We start from the raw sequence: 19,756 nt of genomic DNA on the forward strand, positions 1-19,756 counted from the left end.
TAATGGAGAAGTGGTGTACATGGAAGATCCTAATGTAAATGCATAAAGGATGTACAACTTTTGTAATATCCTATTTGGAAATGATAACCAGCCAACGATTTTACAACAATCTTATACACAAAACAAGATGTTAGCTTTTAGGTTAACAGGAGGTAATTGGGTAGATGTAAGCAGCACCATCAATGCTGCCTGGCCAGGCGAAGGTTATAATGATGGCAACGGTTGGATTACCTTTCCCGCAGGTTCATCCACCTTTAGAAGAACCAATGATAATGCAGGAACTTGGTTAAGTTATCCTAACCTTACCAGTAATACAGGCTCACATAGTGTAGATTATCAGTATTTATACGAGACAGGTAAAGTAAGATACCAACGTGTTACAGGTACTAGTACCTCTGTACATACCATTACTTTTAGTGGCTCTACCGGTGGGCAGGTTGCGCAGCCAGAAATCAATATCCTTAGTGGAAGTAGTTTTAACATCAGCACCAATGCTACTATAACTTGCCCTACGCCCAATACCACCATCCGATACACAACAGATGGTAGCCTACCAACTGCTACAAACGGTACCATTTATACCGGGCCCATCACCATCAGTAATTCTGTTACCTTAAAAGCCAGAGCTTTCCATAACACTAAAACCGAAAGCCGGTTGGCGGCTTCACAAATCATCATCATAGGAGATAGCCAAGCCCCAAGTACGCCTCAATCTTTAAATTCATCAGCTATAACCAGTAGCAGTTTTAGTTTAAGCTGGCAGGCATCAAACGATAATGTTGGTGTAACAGGCTACGAAGTTTTTAGAAACGGAGTATCTATTGCTAATGTTACCGGAACCTCTTATAACGCAACGGGTTTAAACGCTTCTACCACATACAGTATGGCAGTAAGGGCTTATGATGCAGCAGGAAATAACTCAGCTTTAAGTACGGCTTTAAATGTTACCACCCAGGCGGCAGTATCTACCTACAGATATTTACGTTTAGTTGCCCAAGGAACGGTAGGTTTAGATGTTACCTTGCAAAGTATAAATTGGTTGGTAAACACGGCTACTTATCCCAACCCACGTATTGATAATACCAGCAGCAGTAGGGTAGCAGCAAATGTATCTCTTACAAATGCGTGGCGGGCCTATGATAATAGCCTTACTTCTGGCTGGACCATAGCTTCTAATTTCCCGGCAACTATTGATGTAGATTTAGGTGCAGGTAACGGTATTACGCCTACCGGAATAGAAATTGATGCCAACTCTGCAAACAGGGGATTAAGTGCATTTATGTGCTATGGCTCTAATGATAATACTAATTGGACACTATTACACACCAGTTCTGGTTTAACCAGTAGCCATTACCCAAACAGCATAGGTACATTTACTTTCAATAACAATAACCAAAGTTATAGAGACGAACAAAAAACACCTTTTTTAGCGTATCAAAAACAGGATGACGATTTGCTAAACGCTTATCCTAACCCTACCAAAGGTATAATTTATGTTAACCAGGATGCTGCTAAATGTTTACTTACCCTTTATACCTTAACAGGCACACAGCTTTACCAAAAGCAAGGAAATTTCCTTAACCTGGCAGAACTGCCTGATGGTATATATCTGCTAAAAATAACTGTAAATGAAAAAATTAACTTTAAAAAAATTATATTAACAAAATAGATTTTATGTATAAAAATATCCCATAGGAATGCTAATAAAGTTTAAGAAAATGTAAATATTGGTAAAAATATAAGCCGACAGTTTTTTTACTTTTAGATTCACCAATTATATAATAAGTTATGAAAATAAAATTCTACAAATCTTTATTGTTTCCGGCAGCATTAATTGCCTTAACAAATAGTGCTGATGCACAAACCATGGTGGTAGGTGCTACTAGAGATATATCAAGCTCTAACCATTACTCTATCGCTGTAACCAGTGCGGGTGTTTTGTATGCAGGAGATGTAGGTACAACTAAGCGTATAACAAAAACTATTGCGCCTAGTGTTACACAAACCGCTGTGATTAACCCAGCGGGAGGAAATCCAAGAGGTTTAACTTTATCTGCAAACCAAAGTACGCTTTATTTTTATACGGATGACGGAGTTATCAGTAGCCTTAATTTAACAACAGAAGTTAAAACTGATTTAGTAACAGGGCAAGGTAGTGATGTTGAGGATATGGTTTTAGATGAAAATGGAGATTTAATATATGCTAAGAAGTTTACAGGCGATATTTTAAAATTGAATCCTACCACGCTTGCCATTACTACATTAATTAATGGTGGTTATTCAGGGTCATCAACGAATGCTGGGGATGGTCTGACACATGATAATGCAGCCAATACACTGGTTACCGGTAATATAAGTGGTTTAGCTTACGATAAAATTAGAAAGATTTTATATATAGCAGACCGTACTAGTGCTCGTATTCGTAAAATAGATTTAAATCCAGCGAGTCCTACTTATAAATTAATTTCTACCTATGCAGGTACGGGTACTGGTGTCGATGGGTCTCCAAACGGACTAGCAAATGTAACTAACATTACCAATCAAATTTGGGGTATGGACGTTGATGGAAATGGTAATTTATATTTTGTAGACAGAGGCGCAGGTAAAATTAAAAGGGTAGATTATGCTACAGGAATATTAACTGTAGAAGCAGGCGGTGGTTCTGGTAGCGTAGCCCCTATTACACCGGGTTCGGCTCCAACAACCTATAACCTTGGTACCAGTAATCCAACAGATGTTTACATTTTTAACGGTGGCTATTATATAGCCAATGGTAATGGTGGTAATAACGCATTTAGAGTTAATGACTCAACCCTTCCTGTTACCATTACAGGTTTTGCGGCAAAAGCAGTTAACAATGCTATTGTAGTACAGTGGAAAACACAGGAAGAAGTTACTTTCAGCAGGTTTGAGCTTTTAAGATCTACAGATGGTACTAACTTTAGCGTAGTAGATGTACAAGCAGCAAAAGGAAATGGCTCTTCTTACAGCTATACAGATGCTAATGTTGCTTTAGGTAATACATATTACTATAAGCTTAATAGTATAGACCAAGATGGTACATCAGCCTTAAGCCAGCCAACAGTAGCAAGTTTAGGTGGTGCAAGTGATGATATTGTGGTATTCTCTAATACTCAAGATAATGCCATCAACATCAATACAGCTAGTGCAGAGAAACTAAGTGTTAAACTTGTTAATTTAACAGGTCAGCTTATTTATAAAGGAGATTTTTCTGGTAGCAATACCATCAGTACATCTGCTTATGCAAAAGGTATTTATGTGGTAACCATTACAAACGCTAGCGGTAAAGTTATTAAAGTACAAAAAGTTGTAATTTAAGTTTAATAGGTTCTAAAAATGAAATCCTATGTGTTAAAAAGCATAGGATTTTTTTTATTTGGTTAGAAATTATAAAACAGCTATTTAAGTAAATATAATTTAAAGATATGCCAAGTTAATAAAATCAGAATCTAAAAAATAGCCTATTTTAGCCATTTCAAGCCAATATAAATTATAAAGTTAAAATCATGAAAATCAAATTTGCTTGCTTAGTATTAAGCTTATTTATCACAACAACAGGTATTGCACAAAAAAAATACGAACCTACCTGGGAGTCTATAGACAGTAGACCAGTACCACAATGGTTTCAGGATGCTAAATTTGGTATTTTTATACATTGGGGTGTGTATTCTGTTCCTTCTTATATTTATATCAACAGAGAAGGCTCTGTTTATGATTGTTATGCAGAATGGTATGAAATACTTGCCATGTCTAGAAAAGGGCCAAGCAGAGATTTTCATGATAAAATGTATGGTAAAAATTTTGGTTACAGACAGTTTGCGCCTATGTTTAAGGCAGAGCTTTGGAATCCGGATAAGTGGGCAACCCTTTTTAAAGATGCCGGAGCTAAATATGTTATCCTAACCTCCAAACATCACGATGGTTATACGCTATGGCCTTCAACAAGTCCTTATTCTAAAGGATGGAATGCATTAGAAGTAGGCCCTAAAAGAGATTTAGTTGGTGATCTTACAAACGCTGTAAGAGCTAAAGGACTAAAAATGGGACTATATTACTCCTTAATGGAATGGGAAAGCACCCCAACAGATAGGCCAGGTAATTTTAACGGCTATTACCTGCCAGATTCTATCATCTCAAAATATAAAATACCTGCTGATAAAATGATTTCAGAGCATATTGTTCCGCAAATGAAAGAATTGGTGATGAAATATCAGCCAGCTATCATTTACCCTGATGGTGATTGGGATGAGGATTATAAGCGTTTACAAAGTTTAGAATTTTTAAGCTGGTTATATAACAATGCGCCTAATAAAGATGAAGTAGCAGTAAACGATAGATGGGGAAAAGTAAGAGGCGAACATGGTGGTTACTATTCAAGAGAATATGCGGATACAGATGACGTAAGTAATGACCATCCTTGGGAAGAAATACAGGGAATGGGCTATTCTTTTGGTTATAACAGAAATGAGGATATACATGATTACCGCAGCTCTGAAGAATTGATCCACTTATTAGTAAATACTGTTGGTAGAGGCGGTAATTTATGCTTAAACGTTGGTCCAACGGCTGATGGTAGAATCCCGGTAATTATGGAGCAAAGGCTATTAGATATTGGTGAATGGCTAAAAATTAATGGCGAAGGTATTTATGGTACACAAGCATGGCATAACCCGGCAGAGGTAAAACCTGCCCCGGCTAAAGTAGCAAGCACAGAAGAGAAAAAAGAAAAATCTGCTGCTGAAGCGGCAGCAACCTCAACCAACAAAGAAGTATTTTATACCTATAAAGGAAATGATTTATATATTTTAACAACCAAGTTGCCAGAAAGCCATTTGCATGTAGAGGGTTTAACCTTACCAAAAGGGCTTAAAATAGAATTATTGGGGGCTGATGTATTACCAAAATATAAATCTAAGAACGGGAAACTAAGCATAGAGCTACCAAAAGTTGCACCTAATGCTATCAAAAGTAAATACGCTTATGTACTTAAAATTACCGGAGGTGCCGAGGGTTTATTGTCAAAATAAGATATTGTAAATAAGTCATAATTTATGTAAAGCTTGCTGATCATCATTTCAGCAAGCTTTATTTTTTAGAAGTGTAAATTTTTAATTTGTCAATTTAGTTTAAAAAATAGCCAATTTATTATAATCAGCCAACTTGCTTAATCAATATCTTTAGCATTTATAAACCCCAAAATTATAGTCCCACTTCTTAATAAAAATTTTTAAGAATTAAATTTAATATGCTTACGAACAGGAAATATTTACTTCCATTTATACTTATTACAACGCTTTTTTTCTTGTGGGGTTTTGCTCATAATTTAAATCCCATATTAATTCCACATTTAAAAAAAGCATGTGAGTTAACAGATTTAGAATCAGCACTGATAGACTCTGCCTTTTACATTGGTTATTTTATAATGGCCATACCATCGGGTATGCTCATGAAAAAGTTTGGCTATAAATCTGGTATTGTATTTGGCCTTTTATTGTTTGCCATAGGTGCTTTTTTGTTTTGGCCAGCCGCAGAATTAAGAAACTTTAGTTTCTTTTTACTTGCCTTATTTATCATAGCCAGTGGTTTAACATTTTTAGAAACAGCAGCCAACCCTTATATAACGGTTCTAGGCGAGCCAGAAACCGCTACTATCAGGCTTAATTTTTCACAATCTTTTAATGGTTTGGCAGCCACCTTGGCTCCTTTCCTAGGAGGGATATTTATATTATCAGGTGTTCATTTATCTGATGAACAAAAAGCAAACATGTCTCTTCTGGAAAAAGAAGAATTCTTAAGACAAGAAGCTCTCAGTGTACAAATCCCTTACCTGCTTATTGGTATCATTGTTTTATTGGTTGCTATCATCATCTGGCGTGTAAAATTACCAGAAATAAGCGTCGATAATCATGAAAATTCCATATCAAAACGAAGCATTTGGAAGAATAAAAATTTAATTTTTGGTGTTATTGCTCAATTCTTTTACGTAGGAGCGCAAGTGTGTGTATCTAGCTTTTTTATCAGATTTATTGGTGTGGCAGCTGGCGTAGCAGAAAAAGACGCAGCTATGTACCTATCTGTTGCTTTATTGGTATTTATGATAGGTCGTTTTGTTGGAACATTTTTAATGAAATACATCAGTCCGAGAGTATTACTAGCCATTTATAGCATAGCTAACGTGATATTATTAATAATGGCTATTAATTTCGGCAATATGCTATCTATCTATGCTCTTATTGGGGTTGAATTTTTTATGTCTATCATGTTTCCAACCATATTCTCTTTAAGCTTAGATGGCTTAGGAGAAGAAAAGAAAATAGGGTCATCCTTATTGGTGATGGCCATAGCAGGAGGTGCTTTTTTCCCTTTAATTATGGGTAAAATATCAGATATGGTAAATATACAAATCGCCTATATCGTACCGCTATTTTGCTTTTTAATAGTTTTCTTATTTGCAGTACAATCAAAAGTTAAGTTTAATGAATAGATATTGTTTAGCTCTGGATCTTGTGGATGATGATACTTTAATACAAGAATACGAACGTTATCATGTTAAAATATGGCCAGAAATAGAAAAAAGTATAAAGGATAGTGGTATACTCAGTATGCAGATATACAGGCTGCACACCAAGTTATTCATGATTATGGAAACTACAGATGATTTTAGCTTTGCTGAAAAAGCAAAGAAAGACCAAGAGAACCCAAAAGTACAAGAATGGGAAAACCTGATGTGGAAATATCAAAAAGCTTTACCCCAGGCCAAAGAAAACGAAAAGTGGATTTTAATGAAAAAAATATTTGATTTATAAATATATAAATGAACCCTTCAAACAAGAATTACCTCCAAATACACCCTCAGGATAATGTGTTGGTTGCATTACAAGATCTTCCTAAAGGAACCGTAATTGAACATCTAAAAGAAAATTTCATTTTGTTAGATGATGTTAAAGCGAAGCATAAGTTTGCCACAACCGCTTTACAACCAAATGATGAAGTTATTATGTATGGCGTACTTGTAGGAAAAGCAAACGAACCTATTCATCAAGGTGCTTTGTTAACCATCACCAATGTTAAACATGCTACAAATGATTTTTCTTTAGGTAAAAGAAATACCAGCTGGACTTTGCCCGACACGCAAAAATGGCAAGACAAAACTTTTAATGGTTACCACCGCTCTGATGGTTCTGTAGGAACGGCTAATTATTGGTTAGTTATTTCTCTGGTATTTTGCGAAAATCGCAATATGAATATCCTAAAACAGGCTTTGGTAGATAAGCTGGGCTATGGTAAAACCACCAGTTATCAATTAAAATCTGATATATTGGTAGAATATTACAAATCAGGAAAAACGGTTGATGATATCTTAAGTATCAACTTTGATGAGATAAAAACCGACGAGCATAAAGCCAATCCATTATTCCCAAATGTAGATGGGATAAAATTTTTAACACATGATTTAGGATGTGGCGGTACACGTAACGATGCCAGAAATTTATGTGGTTTATTGGCTGGTTATATTACCAATGCCAATGTGGCTGGCGCTACGGTATTAAGTTTAGGATGCCAAAATGCACAAGTAAGTTTATTAAAAGAAGAAATTTCTAAACGCGATGCGCATTTTTCTAAGCCCTTGTATGTTTTTGAGCAACAGGTAGAAGGCACAGAAGAAAACCTAATCAATAAAGCTTTAAAGAGTACCTTTTGTGGTTTAATAGAAATAAATAAATTAACCCGTAAACCAGCGCCTTTAAGTAAACTTTGTGTTGGTTTAGAGTGTGGTGGCTCTGATGGGTTTTCTGGAATATCTGCAAACCCGGCAATAGGTTATACTTCTGATTTAATATCGGCTTTAGGAGGCTCTGTTATACTGGCAGAATTTCCTGAGCTATGTGGTGTAGAGCAAGAACTTGCAGACCGCTGCGTAGATGATGAAAACGCTAGCAGATTTATAAGTTTAATGAAATCTTATAATGATAAAGCAGAGGCTTTAGGCTCGGGTTTCTTTGCCAATCCATCACCAGGAAACATCAAAGACGGATTAATTACGGATGCTATAAAATCTGCAGGAGCCGCAAAAAAAGGAGGTACTTCACCCGTAACTCAGGTACTTGATTATCCAGAAAAAGTTGAAAAACCAGGTCTTGTTTTACTTTGTACACCAGGTAGCGATGTAGAAAGTACAACCGCAGTAGTAGGTGCCGGAGCCAATATTGTATTGTTTACCACTGGTTTAGGAACCCCAACCGGAAACCCTGTAGCCCCTGTTATAAAATTATCTACCAACACAGCTTTATACAAAAAAATGCCCGATATTATTGATATCAATTGTGGGTCTATTATAGAAGGAGAAGAAACTATAAAACAAGCTGGAGAAAGAATTTTAGAGTATGTTATAAAAGTGGCAAGCGGCGAAGAAACGCCAAAATCTGTTAAACTTTGCCAGGATGATTTTATACCTTGGAAAAGAGACATCTCTTTATAAAATTATGTAATCAAATTTATTCAATGAAGACATCATGAAAATTAAACTTAGTTATTTATTGTTTTTTTGCTTATCCCTTCCATTTTATAGTGCCCAAGCTTTTCAGCATGATGCTTATTTAAAAGTACAAGAAAATTTAAAACAAGGTTGGCATACCTATAACCATAGCAGTATTTTAAGTTATGTTTATATGCCCGGTAATTTTTCGGTTAAATTAAGCTTAAAAAGTAATAATATAGGCTTATACGGTTATATGGGCGATGCCTATATCTCAACAAAAGTAAAAAGACCAGAACATGTATTTCCGATAGCTTACAGTGCAAACGGAGACTATAGTGAAGTTTTATTAACTTATGAGGGGATAGAAGTAAACATTAAATCTGCAAATATTAATGACGAATTATATTTGCTGGTTACCCCAATAAAATATAGTGGGCTTAAACCAACTATAGTGCTTGAAGGTGGTATCTTATGGAATGCAAATGGTACGGTACAAAAAGATGGCCATACCATCATAGCTCAATTGCCACAGAAAAAAATTCAGGTACAGGCAACCCAACGAGCAACAAAATCTATCTTGCCTATTAATAACCCTTATTTGGCTTTTGATATGGAGGGAAAAATTGGTTTTACAAGTAAAGCCAACTTAACCTTAGCAGCTATAGAACAAGCCATTGAGACAGTTAAGTTAAAACATCAAAAAAATCTAGAGCAATATAAAAACCAGGCAGAAATGGTTAGCATCATACAAAATGCTATTGGTTTTAATACTACATACGACCCCCTAAACGATAGGGTAATTACACCCGTAAGCAGGTACTGGAGCGAATCATTTGGAGGTCCGTTTGTATTGTTTGCCTGGGATACCTATTTTGGAGCTTATATGGCGGCACTTTTTAACAAAGATTTAGCCTTTTCTAATGCCATAGCTATTACCAAGAGCTTAACGCCTGGAGGTTTTGTACCTAACTATACTTCCGGAGAGAGCAGAATGTCTGCCGATAGGTCACAACCCCCGGTTGGTAGCACCATGATTAGAGAAATATATAGAAAACATCCAGAAAAATGGTTCTTAGAATATGTTTTTGATGATTTATTAAGCTGGAACAACTGGTGGGTAAAGAGTAGAGCTACCTCAGAAAATTTATTATGTTGGGGTTCAGATTCCTTAGGAGATGCATCAGCAAATACTTGGCAAGCGGCAGCTTATGAATCTGGTTTAGATAACTCGCCCATGTTTATTGATGTTCCGTTTAATAAAAATACACACTTAATGGAGCAAGCAGATGTAGGCTTACAAGCACTATTTATTATGGATTGCGAGGCTTTAGCAGACATTGCCCAAATACTAGGTAAACAAAAAATTGCTAAACAATTAAAAGACAGAGCGGCTATCTATAAAAAAGCATTAACTAAATTATGGGATCAAGAAACAGGGCAATACTTAAATTACAGAACTGATATTAAAGCTTTTAACCAGGTAACTTCTCCTACAAATTTCTATCCTTTACTCATTAATTTACCTAAACAATCACAAGCTGATAGGATGATTAGTCATCTACAAAACCCTGAGGAATACGCTGGAGATTGGATTATACCCTCTATACCTAAAAATAATAAGTATTATCAGGAACATGACTATTGGAAAGGTAGAGTATGGGGCCCATTAAACTTATTGGTTTATTTAGGTCTGAGGAACTATAATACCACTTATAAAGCAGAATTGGTTGAGAAATCTGCAAAATTATTGGTAGACAATTACAAAGCAACAGGGGGGTATGTTTACGAAAATTATCATGCTATAGCAGGAGTAGGCAGAACCCCAGATGAAATCATCAATCAATCAGATAATTTTTACCATTGGGGTGCATTGCTAGGTTTTATTTCTTTAATAGATGAAGGTTACATGGGTAAACCACTTCAAAAAATAAGTAAATAACTTAAGCATAGATTTTTTTTAAGTAAACAAAACAAGTATTCGTGATTTGATTTTTTTTAATGGATTTAAATTTAAAAGATAAAGTAGTTATAGTTTCGGGTGGAGCTAAGGGTATAGGAGAGGGAATTGTTAAAGTTTTAGCAAATGAAGGCGCAATACCAGTAATTATAGGTAGAAATATTGCAGATGCTAATAAAGTAGTAGACAATATGTTAGGTGCTGGTTATCAGTCTTTTGCTGTACAGGCAGAGTTAAGCTCGCCAGAGGAGTGTAAAAAATCTATTCAAGCTGTAGTAGATAAATTTGGTAAAATTGATGGCTTGGTAAATAATGCAGGCGTTAATGATGGTGTAAATTTAGAACACGGTAGTTATGAAAAATTTATGGCATCCTTACATAAAAATTTGGTGCATTATTATCTTCTAGCGCATGAGTGTTTACCTTATTTAAAAAAATCTAGTGGTAATATTGTTAATATAGGTTCCAAAACTGCCGAAACAGGGCAAGGCGGAACATCAGCTTATGCTGCCGCTAACGGAGGTAGAAATGCCTTAACCAGAGAATGGGCTGTAGAACTTCTAAAATACAATATCAGGGTAAATGCAGTTATCGTAGCAGAATGTTATACTCCTATGTATGAGAACTGGATTAAATCTCTTGAAAACCCTGAAGAAAAGCTAAAAGAAATAACCAATACCATCCCTTTAGAAAACAGAATGACTACAGCAGAGGAAATAGCTAATATGGTGGCATTTTTATTATCTGAAGTATCAAGTCATACAACCGGGCAACTTATCCATGTAGACGGAGGCTATACCCATTTAGATAGAGCATTGAATAAAACACAATAATGAAAAAATTATGCTTTAGCCTCTTATTGGCTTTTTGTATTATTCTTTTTTCTTATGCACAGCAAGGGACTGTCATCAAAAACTTATCCTTAAAAAGTAACATCTTAAATAAAGAGATGAAATATGCTGTTTATTTACCGGCTAATTATGATAAAGGGGATAAAAAATATCCTGTTTTATATTTACTACATGGTTATGGAGATAACGAAAATGCTTGGATTGATAAAGGTAAAATAGTGGATGCTTTAAACAGTCAAAGATTAGCTAGCCTTAATTTTCCGATAATTATCGTTATGCCTGATGCTATGAAAACATATTATATGAACTTTCACGATGGTTCTGTAAAATACGAAGACTATTTTTTTAAAGAGTTTATTCCATACATAGAAAATAACTATAGGATAGAAAAGAACAAAAATTCTAGAGCAATATCAGGTTTATCTATGGGTGGTTTTGGCTCTTTTTTATATGCTATCAAATATCCAGGATATTTTAAAGTGGCAGCACCTCTTAGTTCTGCTATAAGAACAGATGAAGAGTTAGTGAGTATGAAAGATTCTATTTATCATCGTTCTGCTTATGCTCATTTATTAGGGAAGAATTTAAGAGGAAAGAAAAGGCTAAATAAAACCTGGTACGAAAACTCCATCATTAACTTAATAGAACGTGGTCAAATAGATAGTTTAAAAAGTGTGAAATGGTATATAGACTGTGGAGATGATGATTACCTGATAAATGGCAATATCATGACCCATTTGGCATTAAAGAAAAGAGAAATTCCACATGAATTAAGAATAAAAGATGGCGCACATAATTGGGCCTATTGGCAAGCAGCGTTTATAGATGTATATCAGTTTATTTACCAAAATTTAAAGTAGTTTATGCTTTCAACAAAATATTACCTATGCCTATTTGCGGCTTTGTTATTCCTGTTTAAATCTGCAAAGTCTCAAGATTTGTTTGCAAAACAAAAAGAAGCTTGGTTAAAAATTGCCGAACAATACCAACCAAAACTTGAGCATGAAGCCGTAGCACCTAAAAGTATGGTTAATATTGTAAAGGATGAAAATGCTTTTCAAGGGTACAAAGCTGTTAAGGTTAATGGTTTAGATAGTTTAAACCAACAGTCTTTCAATAAATTAAGCCAGGTTATTGTTGATTTTGGCGCTCACTACACCGGTTACTGCGAAATAGATTTTAAAATATTAAAAGGTACTGCTGATGCACCAACTAGGCTAAAATTTACTTTTGGCGAAGTGCCATCAGAAATTATGGCCGTGACAGAAAAATACACTGGCGTACTAAGTAAAGGCTGGACACAAGAAGAAATCATCAATTTAGAAAGTATACCTTACCAATTAAAATTACCAAGAAGAGTATCTGGCAGATATTTAAAGATAGAGCTATTGGGCGCTTCGCCGTGGTTTGAATTTGCTATAGATAAAATAACCTTAAATACCACAACATCTGCCTCGGGTTGGGTAAATCAATTCAGGAAATTTGATGACCCCTTAATCACCAAAATAGATAGTGTAAGCGTACTTACTTTAAAAGAGTGTATGCAAACAGTTTTTGAAGATGGCCCTAAAAGAGATCAAAGATTATGGATAGGCGATTTATACCTGCAAAGTTTGGCTAATAATTATTCTTTCAAAAGTCACGATTTAACCAAAAGAAGTTTGTATTTATTAGCTGCTTTAAGTGATTCATTAGGTTATTTACCTTCCAATGTATTTGAGAAACCTTATCCGCATGCACAAAAAGGTGCTCATATTATAGATTATAGCTTACTCTATATCGCAACTTTAAAAGAGTATGTAAGCTTTTCTAAAGATTTAAATACCGGAAATGATTTATGGCCTTTAGCTTTACATCAGTTTAATTATTTGATGAAATTTGTAAATCAAGAAGGTAAATTTAATTATGCAGAGGCCAATAAAAATGGAGGTTCTTTTTTTGATTGGCATCCAGATTTAGATAAAGAAACTGCTACACAAGCCATCTTAATTTTTGCAGCAAAAGAACTTATTTCTTTGGCAAAAAGTTTAGATAAAGCAAAAGAGGTAGAAGCTATTCAAGCTAAAATATCACTTTTAGCCAATTATTTAATTAGCCATAATTTTGACGAAAAGCAAAGGCTTTTTGTAAGTGGAGCGAAAAATCAGGTTTCTTATGCTTCGCAAATTTGGGTTGTTTTGGCTGATATTTTACCTAAAAAAACAGCTAAAGAAATTCTGATAAATGTTAGCCGTTATAAAAATGCTGTAAAACCAGTTACTCCTTATCTGCACCATTATTATGTACAAGCATTAATCAATACCAAGCAAAATGCGGCAGCAGCAGAGCTGTTAAAGCAACATTGGGGCAGTATGATACAAAAAGGAGCAGATACTTTTTGGGAAGTAAATGTGGTGGATAATGATTTTTCATCGCCCTATAATTTCTATCCTATAAATAGTTATTGCCACGCATGGAGTTGTACACCTATGTATTTTATAAGAAAGTATCCAGAAATTTTTCAAAAGAGTAAATAGGCTGATTCCAGAAATTTTTATCATTTCTTGTACAAAAAGTTTAAAAAACTGCCAATTCTAATCAGTTTTTAGTAAAGCTTACTTTTTAGATTTGAGCCATAAACCTTGATGATGCTTTACAAACTTCGTTTAACTTTTGTACTTATTGCTATTGGTTTAAATGTAGGAGTTCAAGCTCAAGACTTTATCCCAATACTTAAAAAAAGAGCCTATTTAAACAATAGTTATCAGAAACTTCTTAAAGTAACAGATACTTTAAAAATTGCCTTTATAGGTGGTAGTATAACAGAAACAAATAAAGGCTGGAGAGACCAAACCATGCAATGGTTTGCTAGTAAATATCCAAACGCTAAGTTTAAACAAATAAATGCGGGTTTAAGTGGTACAGGCTCATCGCTAGGGGTTTACAGGATAGATGAACATGTATTAAACCACCAGCCCGATTTGGTATTTATAGAATTTGCTGTAAACGATTATAAAGCGTCAAAACATCATATTTTAGAAGCTTTTGAAGGCATGGTTCTGAAAATCAAGAATGCTAATCCTAAAACAGATATTTGTTTTATTTATACCTTCTCAGAGGCCATGTTAGAGAGCTATGAAAAAGGCTTTTATCCTAACTCCATTATCGCAATGGAAGAAATCGCAAGCCATTACAATATCTCATCAGTAAATTTTGCGCCAGATATTATCCAAAGGATAAAAAATAAAACATTGGTCGTGATTGGGCCAAAGCAGCATTCAGATACTACTTATTTCTCCTCAGATGGTGTTCATCCTTATGAAAATACAGGACATCTGTATTATACGCAAACCTTAACCAAGGCTTTAGATAAGTTATTAAACAAAGGGAAGCGGTTTAACTCTAAAAAAGACATTTACTATTCTGCTCAATTGGAAAAAGCAAAAATGACTCATCTTGAAACGCAGATGTTTAATGGTATTAAGGCAGAAATTCCTCCATCTAAGTTTTCATCCCTGCTACAAAATATTTTCGCCTTAAACCAAGAAGAAGACCTTTTACAAATACAATTTAAAGGAGATAGAATTGGTTTTATGGATATTATTGGACCATCATCAGGAACATTAAAAATAAAAATTGATGATCAAGAACCCCAATATATCACCCGTTTTGATAGATTTTGCTCCTACGAAAGATTGCATTGGTTTATTATTGATGGCTTAGCGCCAGATATTCAGCATAGCATCAGCATAAGCTTAGCCCCAAATAGGATAGATAAAGCAAGAATTTTAGGTAAAGCCACAGATACTGAAGATTACAAAAAAGAAACTTGGAGAGTTGGTAAAATTTTAATGGTAGATAAATAATTAGTAAAAATGAAAATATACAAAATAACAGACGGTATCGTAATTGAAGATGAGAAAAACAATTACTATTTAACAAAAGAAGAAAATTTTGATCAGTTCATCAATCAGGAAAATTTATATAATTTTCTTGAGAACAAGATTGCAGGTTTAACACCTTTGATAGACACAAATTTCCAATCTCAAATACAAGCGCCATTGGCATCGCAAGAAGTTTGGGCAGCAGGGGTAACCTATCTTAGAAGTAGAGATGCAAGAATGGAAGAATCTCAGGAAGCTGCAGGGGCAACATTTTATGATAAAGTTTATGATGCAGAAAGACCTGAGATATTTTTTAAAGCTACAGCACAGAGGGTAGTAGGTACCAACCAAAAAGTAAGAATAAGAAAGGATTCTACCTGGAATGTACCAGAGCCTGAATTAACATTATTGGTTACATCAAGTGGTAAAATTGTGGGTTATACCATTGGTAATGATATGAGCTCTAGAAGTATAGAGGGCGAAAATCCGTTGTATTTACCGCAGGCAAAAGTTTATGAAAAATGTGCTGCTTTAGGGCCATGTATTTATGTTCCTAAAGCTCCTATCTCGCCAGAAACAAAAATCAGTATCATCATTAATAGAGGTGGGAATACATTATATCAAGATAGTGTACACATTAGTCAAATGAAAAGGAAACATACCGAGTTGGTTGAGTTTTTATTTAGAGAATGCGACTTCCCTTATGGATGTTTTTTAATGACAGGTACATGTTTGGTACCACCAAATGAATTTACTTTAGAAAGCGGAGATGAGATAAGTATCTACATAGAAAATATTGGAACACTTAAAAATAGCGTAGAATAATGGATATAACTGGAAAACATCTTATAAATGGCGAATTTGTAGCTAGAGGAAATACAAGTTTTAACGCCCATTTTGCCGACGGAGATAAAAACTTAACGCATAGTTTTTACGAAGCTACCTTACAGGAAGTAAGCGATGCTTGCAACGCTGCACAAAAAGCTTTTGAAGCGTATAAGCTTAAAAGTGATACCAAAAGAGCAGAGTTTTTAGAAGAAATAGCCTTAGAAATAGCAGCATTAACCAAACCTTTGGTAGAAACTGCACAAAAAGAAACTGGTTTGCCAGAGGCAAGACTAAACGGAGAAATTGGGCGCACCACTTCGCAGTTAAATTTATTTGCCAAATTATTAAAAGATGGACATTGGGTTAATGCGATTATAGACGAAGCCCAGCCAGAGCGTTTACCTTTGCCAAAAGCAGATATCAGAATGTTACAAGTACCACTAGGGCCGGTTGCAGTTTTTGGAGCTAGTAATTTCCCTTTTGCATTTTCTGTAGCAGGCGGAGATACCGTTAGTGCTTTAGCTGCAGGTTGTCCTGTAGTGTTTAAAGCACATCCTGCGCATCCTGCAACTTGCGAGATAGTAGCACAAGCGATAAAGAAAGCAATCATCAAGTGTCAAATGCCCCTTGGCGTATTTAATATGCTACAAGGGCAAACCCACGAAACGGGTGGTGCTTTAGTTCAAAATGATTTGATTACCGCCGTAGGTTTTACAGGTTCTTTCAAAGGTGGAAAAGCCCTTTATGATTTAGCAACCAGAAGAGCATGCCCTATACCCGTATATGCAGAAATGGGGAGCGTTAATCCTGTATTTTTTCTTCCAGGAATTTTGAAAGAAAAGAAAGAAGAACTAGCTAAAGGCTTAGCAGCATCTGTAACCTTAGGGGTTGGGCAGTTTTGTACCAATCCGGGTTTGTTTGTAGTAGAGCAATCAGAACAAGCAGATGGTTTTATCAAACAAACAGCCTCAGATTTGTCAAGTATTACCTTAGGTCCCATGCTAACGCCAGCGATAAAAAAGGCCTTTATAGATGGTATTCATCACATCAAACAAGAAAATGGTGTAACCAGCCTTACACAGGATGCACAAAATGCAGAAGTAAGACCACAGTTATTGCTTAGTCAGGTTGATACGGTTATCCGAAACGAGAAAATAATGGAAGAAGTTTTTGGCCCATCTACTGTAGCTGTTAGTGCGGCAAATGTTTCAGAGGTGATTAAATTTGCTAAATCATTAAAAGGACATTTAACGGCTACCGTGTTTGGTACAGATGATGATTTAAAACAATATCAGGAGCTTATCCATATACTTCAACAAAAAGTAGGAAGACTAATTTTTAATAATTTCCCAACTGGGGTTGAAGTTACGCATGCCATGGTACATGGTGGTCCATATCCTGCAACAACTGATGCTCGTTCTACATCAGTTGGTACAACAGCGATATATAGGTTTACAAGACCATTATGCTTCCAGAATTGTCCGGATGACTTGTTACCCGATGCCTTAAAAAGAGGAAATCCTTTAAATATTATCAGAACTGTCAACGGAGTATCATCTAAAAATTAAAGCTTAAATTCTTTATATCATGATTAATAAATGCACCTACTTCTTGGTTTTGATAAGCTTTTTTAATACTGCATCAGCACAAGAAAAAAATATAGAAAGAAAAATAGATAGCCTGATTTCTTTGATGACACTTGAAGAAAAAGTAGGGATGATTCATGCTAATTCTTCTTTTACCTCTGGCGGAGTTCCGCGTTTGGGTATTCCAGAACTGATAACTTCTGATGGCCCACACGGAGTAAGGGTAGAACATGGCAGAGATTGGGATTATACCAATGATAACGTAGATGATGCAGGTACTTATCTGCCAACCGGAATTGGGCTTGCAGCTACTTGGAATACCAAATTGGGTTACGAATTTGGAAAAGTATTAGCTAATGAAGCCAAAGCAAGAGGAAAAGATGTGATTTTGGGTCCAGGAGTCAACATTATTAGAACACCTTTAAACGGAAGGAATTTTGAGTATTTAAGTGAAGATCCTTATTTAAATGCCCGTATGGCTGTTGGTTATATCAAAGGTGTACAAGACCAAGGCATATCTGCCAGTGTAAAGCATTACATTGCCAACAACCAAGAAAAAGACAGAAATACCATAGATGTAAATATGAGCGATAGAGCTTTACATGAAATTTATTTACCGGGTTTTAAGGCTGCTGTTTTAGAAGGCGATGTAAATACGGTAATGGGTTCTTACAATAAATTTAGAGGGCAGTGGGCGGCTCAAAACCACTATTTAATCAATCAGATTTTAAAAGGACAATGGGGCTTTAAAGGGGTATTGATAAGTGATTGGGGAGCTATACATAACACCATGGAAGCCTTATACAATGGTACGGATATAGAGTTTGGCTCTGAGTTTACTTTACCTAAAGGGGCAGGTTATAATGATTTCTTCTTAGCAGATACCGTAATTAGTTTAGTTAAGGATAAAAAAGTACCTGTAGCTATTATTGATGAAAAGGTAAGGCGCATTTTAAGAATCATGTATAAAACCAATATGTTGGAGAATGCTAAACGTACACCGGGTGCATTTGCTACACCAGCACATTTTAAAAAAGCCCTAGAAATTGCAGAAGAGTCTATTGTGCTTTTAAAAAATGAGAATAACATTTTGCCTTTAAATGCAAAGAAAATTAAAACTATTGCAGTTATCGGACTTAATGCAAAACGTCCGCATGCTTTTGGTGGAGGTAGCTCTCATGTTAAAGCAAAATATGAGATTACTCCCTTACAAGGTATAGAGAAATATTTTGCTGGTAAAGCAAAAGTAGTTTATGCTGATGGTTATGAAATCAAAAGAGGTGCTGCAGCTAACCCTCAGTTAATTAATGAAGCGGTTAAGTTAGCAGCAAACGCAGACCAAGTAATTTTTGTAGGAGGCTGGCATCACGGTTATGATTATACCAAATGGGAAGAAAAAGCTTACGATACCGAAGGGGAAGATAAACCCGATATGAAATTGCCATCCGGACAAGATGACCTGATTAAAGCACTATTAAAAGTAAAACCAAATACCATCAATATCATGATGGGAGGCGGTCCTGTTGATATGTCTGCTTGGATTAAGGATGCCGCCGTAGTTGTACAAGCGTGGTACCCTGGTATGGAGGGTGGTACAGCTTTAGCCAACATCATTTTTGGTAAAACAAATCCATCGGGTAAGCTTCCAGTAACTTTTCCAGTAAAGTTAGAAGACTCTCCGGCACATAAACTAGCTGCCTACCCAGGTACAAATGGTGTAACCTATTATAGCGAGGATATATTTGTTGGTTATAGATATTTTGATACCTATCAGGTAAAACCACAATTTGCTTTTGGCCATGGTTTGTCTTATACTCAATTTAAATATGATGATATAAAGGTATTGGTACAGCCAGATAGCACCATAAAAATTACTTTTAATTTAAAAAATACAGGTAAAAAAGCAGGTTATGAAACCACTCAATTATATGTTGCAGCACTTAACCCAACCATAGCAAGACCTGTAAAAGAGCTAAAAGGCTTTGAAAAAATTTGGTTAAAACCAGGCGAATCTAAACAGGTTTCTATGTCTTGTAGTTTAGAGGCTTTTAAATATTTTGATGAAAAAAAATCAAATTGGACTTTAGCAAAAGGAAATTATCAAATATTAATAGGCGCTTCTAGTACAGATATTAAACTTAGCGGAGATCTGAAGTTTTAGGAAATATCAT

14 protein-coding genes are annotated in these 19,756 nt (G+C 35.4%); all 14 read left to right on the plus strand.

Annotated elements, in window-relative coordinates:
• Window positions 1-49: 49 nt before the first annotated feature.
• The 14 genes from B2745_RS01755 (at window position 50) to B2745_RS01820 (ending at window position 19,746) form a co-directional block, all read left to right on the plus strand.
• Complete coding sequence (locus tag B2745_RS01755) at window positions 50-1,669, plus strand: chitobiase/beta-hexosaminidase C-terminal domain-containing protein (RefSeq protein ID WP_304062870.1); 1,620 nt, start codon at window positions 50-52, stop codon at window positions 1,667-1,669.
• Window positions 1,670-1,788: 119 nt separating this feature from the next.
• A complete protein-coding gene (locus B2745_RS01760) occupies window positions 1,789-3,339 on the plus strand; it encodes a T9SS type A sorting domain-containing protein (RefSeq protein ID WP_304062873.1) in 1,551 nt (516 codons plus the stop codon).
• Between the two features lie 188 nt (window positions 3,340-3,527).
• Window positions 3,528-5,048, plus strand: a complete 1,521-nt coding sequence (locus tag B2745_RS01765; protein WP_304062876.1) for an alpha-L-fucosidase — start codon at window positions 3,528-3,530, stop codon at window positions 5,046-5,048.
• Between the two features lie 218 nt (window positions 5,049-5,266).
• Window positions 5,267-6,505: an L-fucose:H+ symporter permease gene (gene fucP, locus B2745_RS01770; RefSeq protein ID WP_304062879.1), complete on the plus strand. Its 1,239-nt coding sequence runs from the start codon at window positions 5,267-5,269 to the stop codon at window positions 6,503-6,505.
• Entirely contained in the window at window positions 6,498-6,827 is a 330-nt protein-coding gene (locus tag B2745_RS01775) for an L-rhamnose mutarotase (RefSeq protein WP_304062882.1), read from the plus strand. The genes fucP and B2745_RS01775 overlap by 8 nt, the downstream gene beginning before the upstream one ends.
• Before the next feature lie 8 nt (window positions 6,828-6,835).
• Window positions 6,836-8,500 carry a UxaA family hydrolase gene (locus B2745_RS01780; RefSeq protein WP_304062885.1) on the plus strand — a complete coding sequence of 555 codons (1,665 nt, stop codon included), beginning with the start codon at window positions 6,836-6,838 and terminating at the stop codon, window positions 8,498-8,500.
• Between the two features lie 34 nt (window positions 8,501-8,534).
• Window positions 8,535-10,439: an MGH1-like glycoside hydrolase domain-containing protein gene (locus B2745_RS01785; RefSeq protein ID WP_304062888.1), complete on the plus strand. Its 1,905-nt coding sequence runs from the start codon at window positions 8,535-8,537 to the stop codon at window positions 10,437-10,439.
• Window positions 10,440-10,498: 59 nt separating this feature from the next.
• Window positions 10,499-11,290 (plus strand): SDR family oxidoreductase, encoded by a 792-nt coding sequence (locus B2745_RS01790; RefSeq protein ID WP_304062891.1) that lies wholly within the window; start codon window positions 10,499-10,501, stop codon window positions 11,288-11,290.
• Window positions 11,290-12,168, plus strand: a complete 879-nt coding sequence (locus B2745_RS01795; protein WP_304062894.1) for an alpha/beta hydrolase — start codon at window positions 11,290-11,292, stop codon at window positions 12,166-12,168. Before B2745_RS01790 ends, B2745_RS01795 begins: the two co-directional genes overlap by 1 nt.
• Window positions 12,169-12,171: 3 nt before the next feature.
• A complete protein-coding gene (locus B2745_RS01800; RefSeq protein WP_304062897.1) occupies window positions 12,172-13,824 on the plus strand; it encodes a glycoside hydrolase in 1,653 nt (550 codons plus the stop codon).
• 108 nt (window positions 13,825-13,932) lie between these two features.
• On the plus strand, window positions 13,933-15,153 hold the full coding sequence (locus B2745_RS01805; protein WP_304062900.1) for an SGNH/GDSL hydrolase family protein: 1,221 nt from the start codon (window positions 13,933-13,935) through the stop codon (window positions 15,151-15,153).
• 9 nt (window positions 15,154-15,162) lie between these two features.
• Window positions 15,163-15,996 (plus strand): fumarylacetoacetate hydrolase family protein, encoded by an 834-nt coding sequence (locus B2745_RS01810; protein ID WP_304062902.1) that lies wholly within the window; start codon window positions 15,163-15,165, stop codon window positions 15,994-15,996.
• Complete coding sequence (locus tag B2745_RS01815; protein WP_026905105.1) at window positions 15,996-17,567, plus strand: aldehyde dehydrogenase (NADP(+)); 1,572 nt, start codon at window positions 15,996-15,998, stop codon at window positions 17,565-17,567. Before B2745_RS01810 ends, B2745_RS01815 begins: the two co-directional genes overlap by 1 nt.
• A gap of 19 nt (window positions 17,568-17,586) precedes the next feature.
• Window positions 17,587-19,746, plus strand: coding sequence for a glycoside hydrolase family 3 C-terminal domain-containing protein (locus tag B2745_RS01820; protein WP_304062905.1), 2,160 nt, complete (start codon window positions 17,587-17,589; stop codon window positions 19,744-19,746).
• The last annotated feature ends 10 nt before the right edge of the window (window positions 19,747-19,756 follow it).

It is taken from the genome of Pedobacter glucosidilyticus (assembly GCF_002483235.1).
Taxonomy (GTDB): Bacteria; Bacteroidota; Bacteroidia; order Sphingobacteriales; family Sphingobacteriaceae; genus Pseudopedobacter; species Pseudopedobacter glucosidilyticum_B.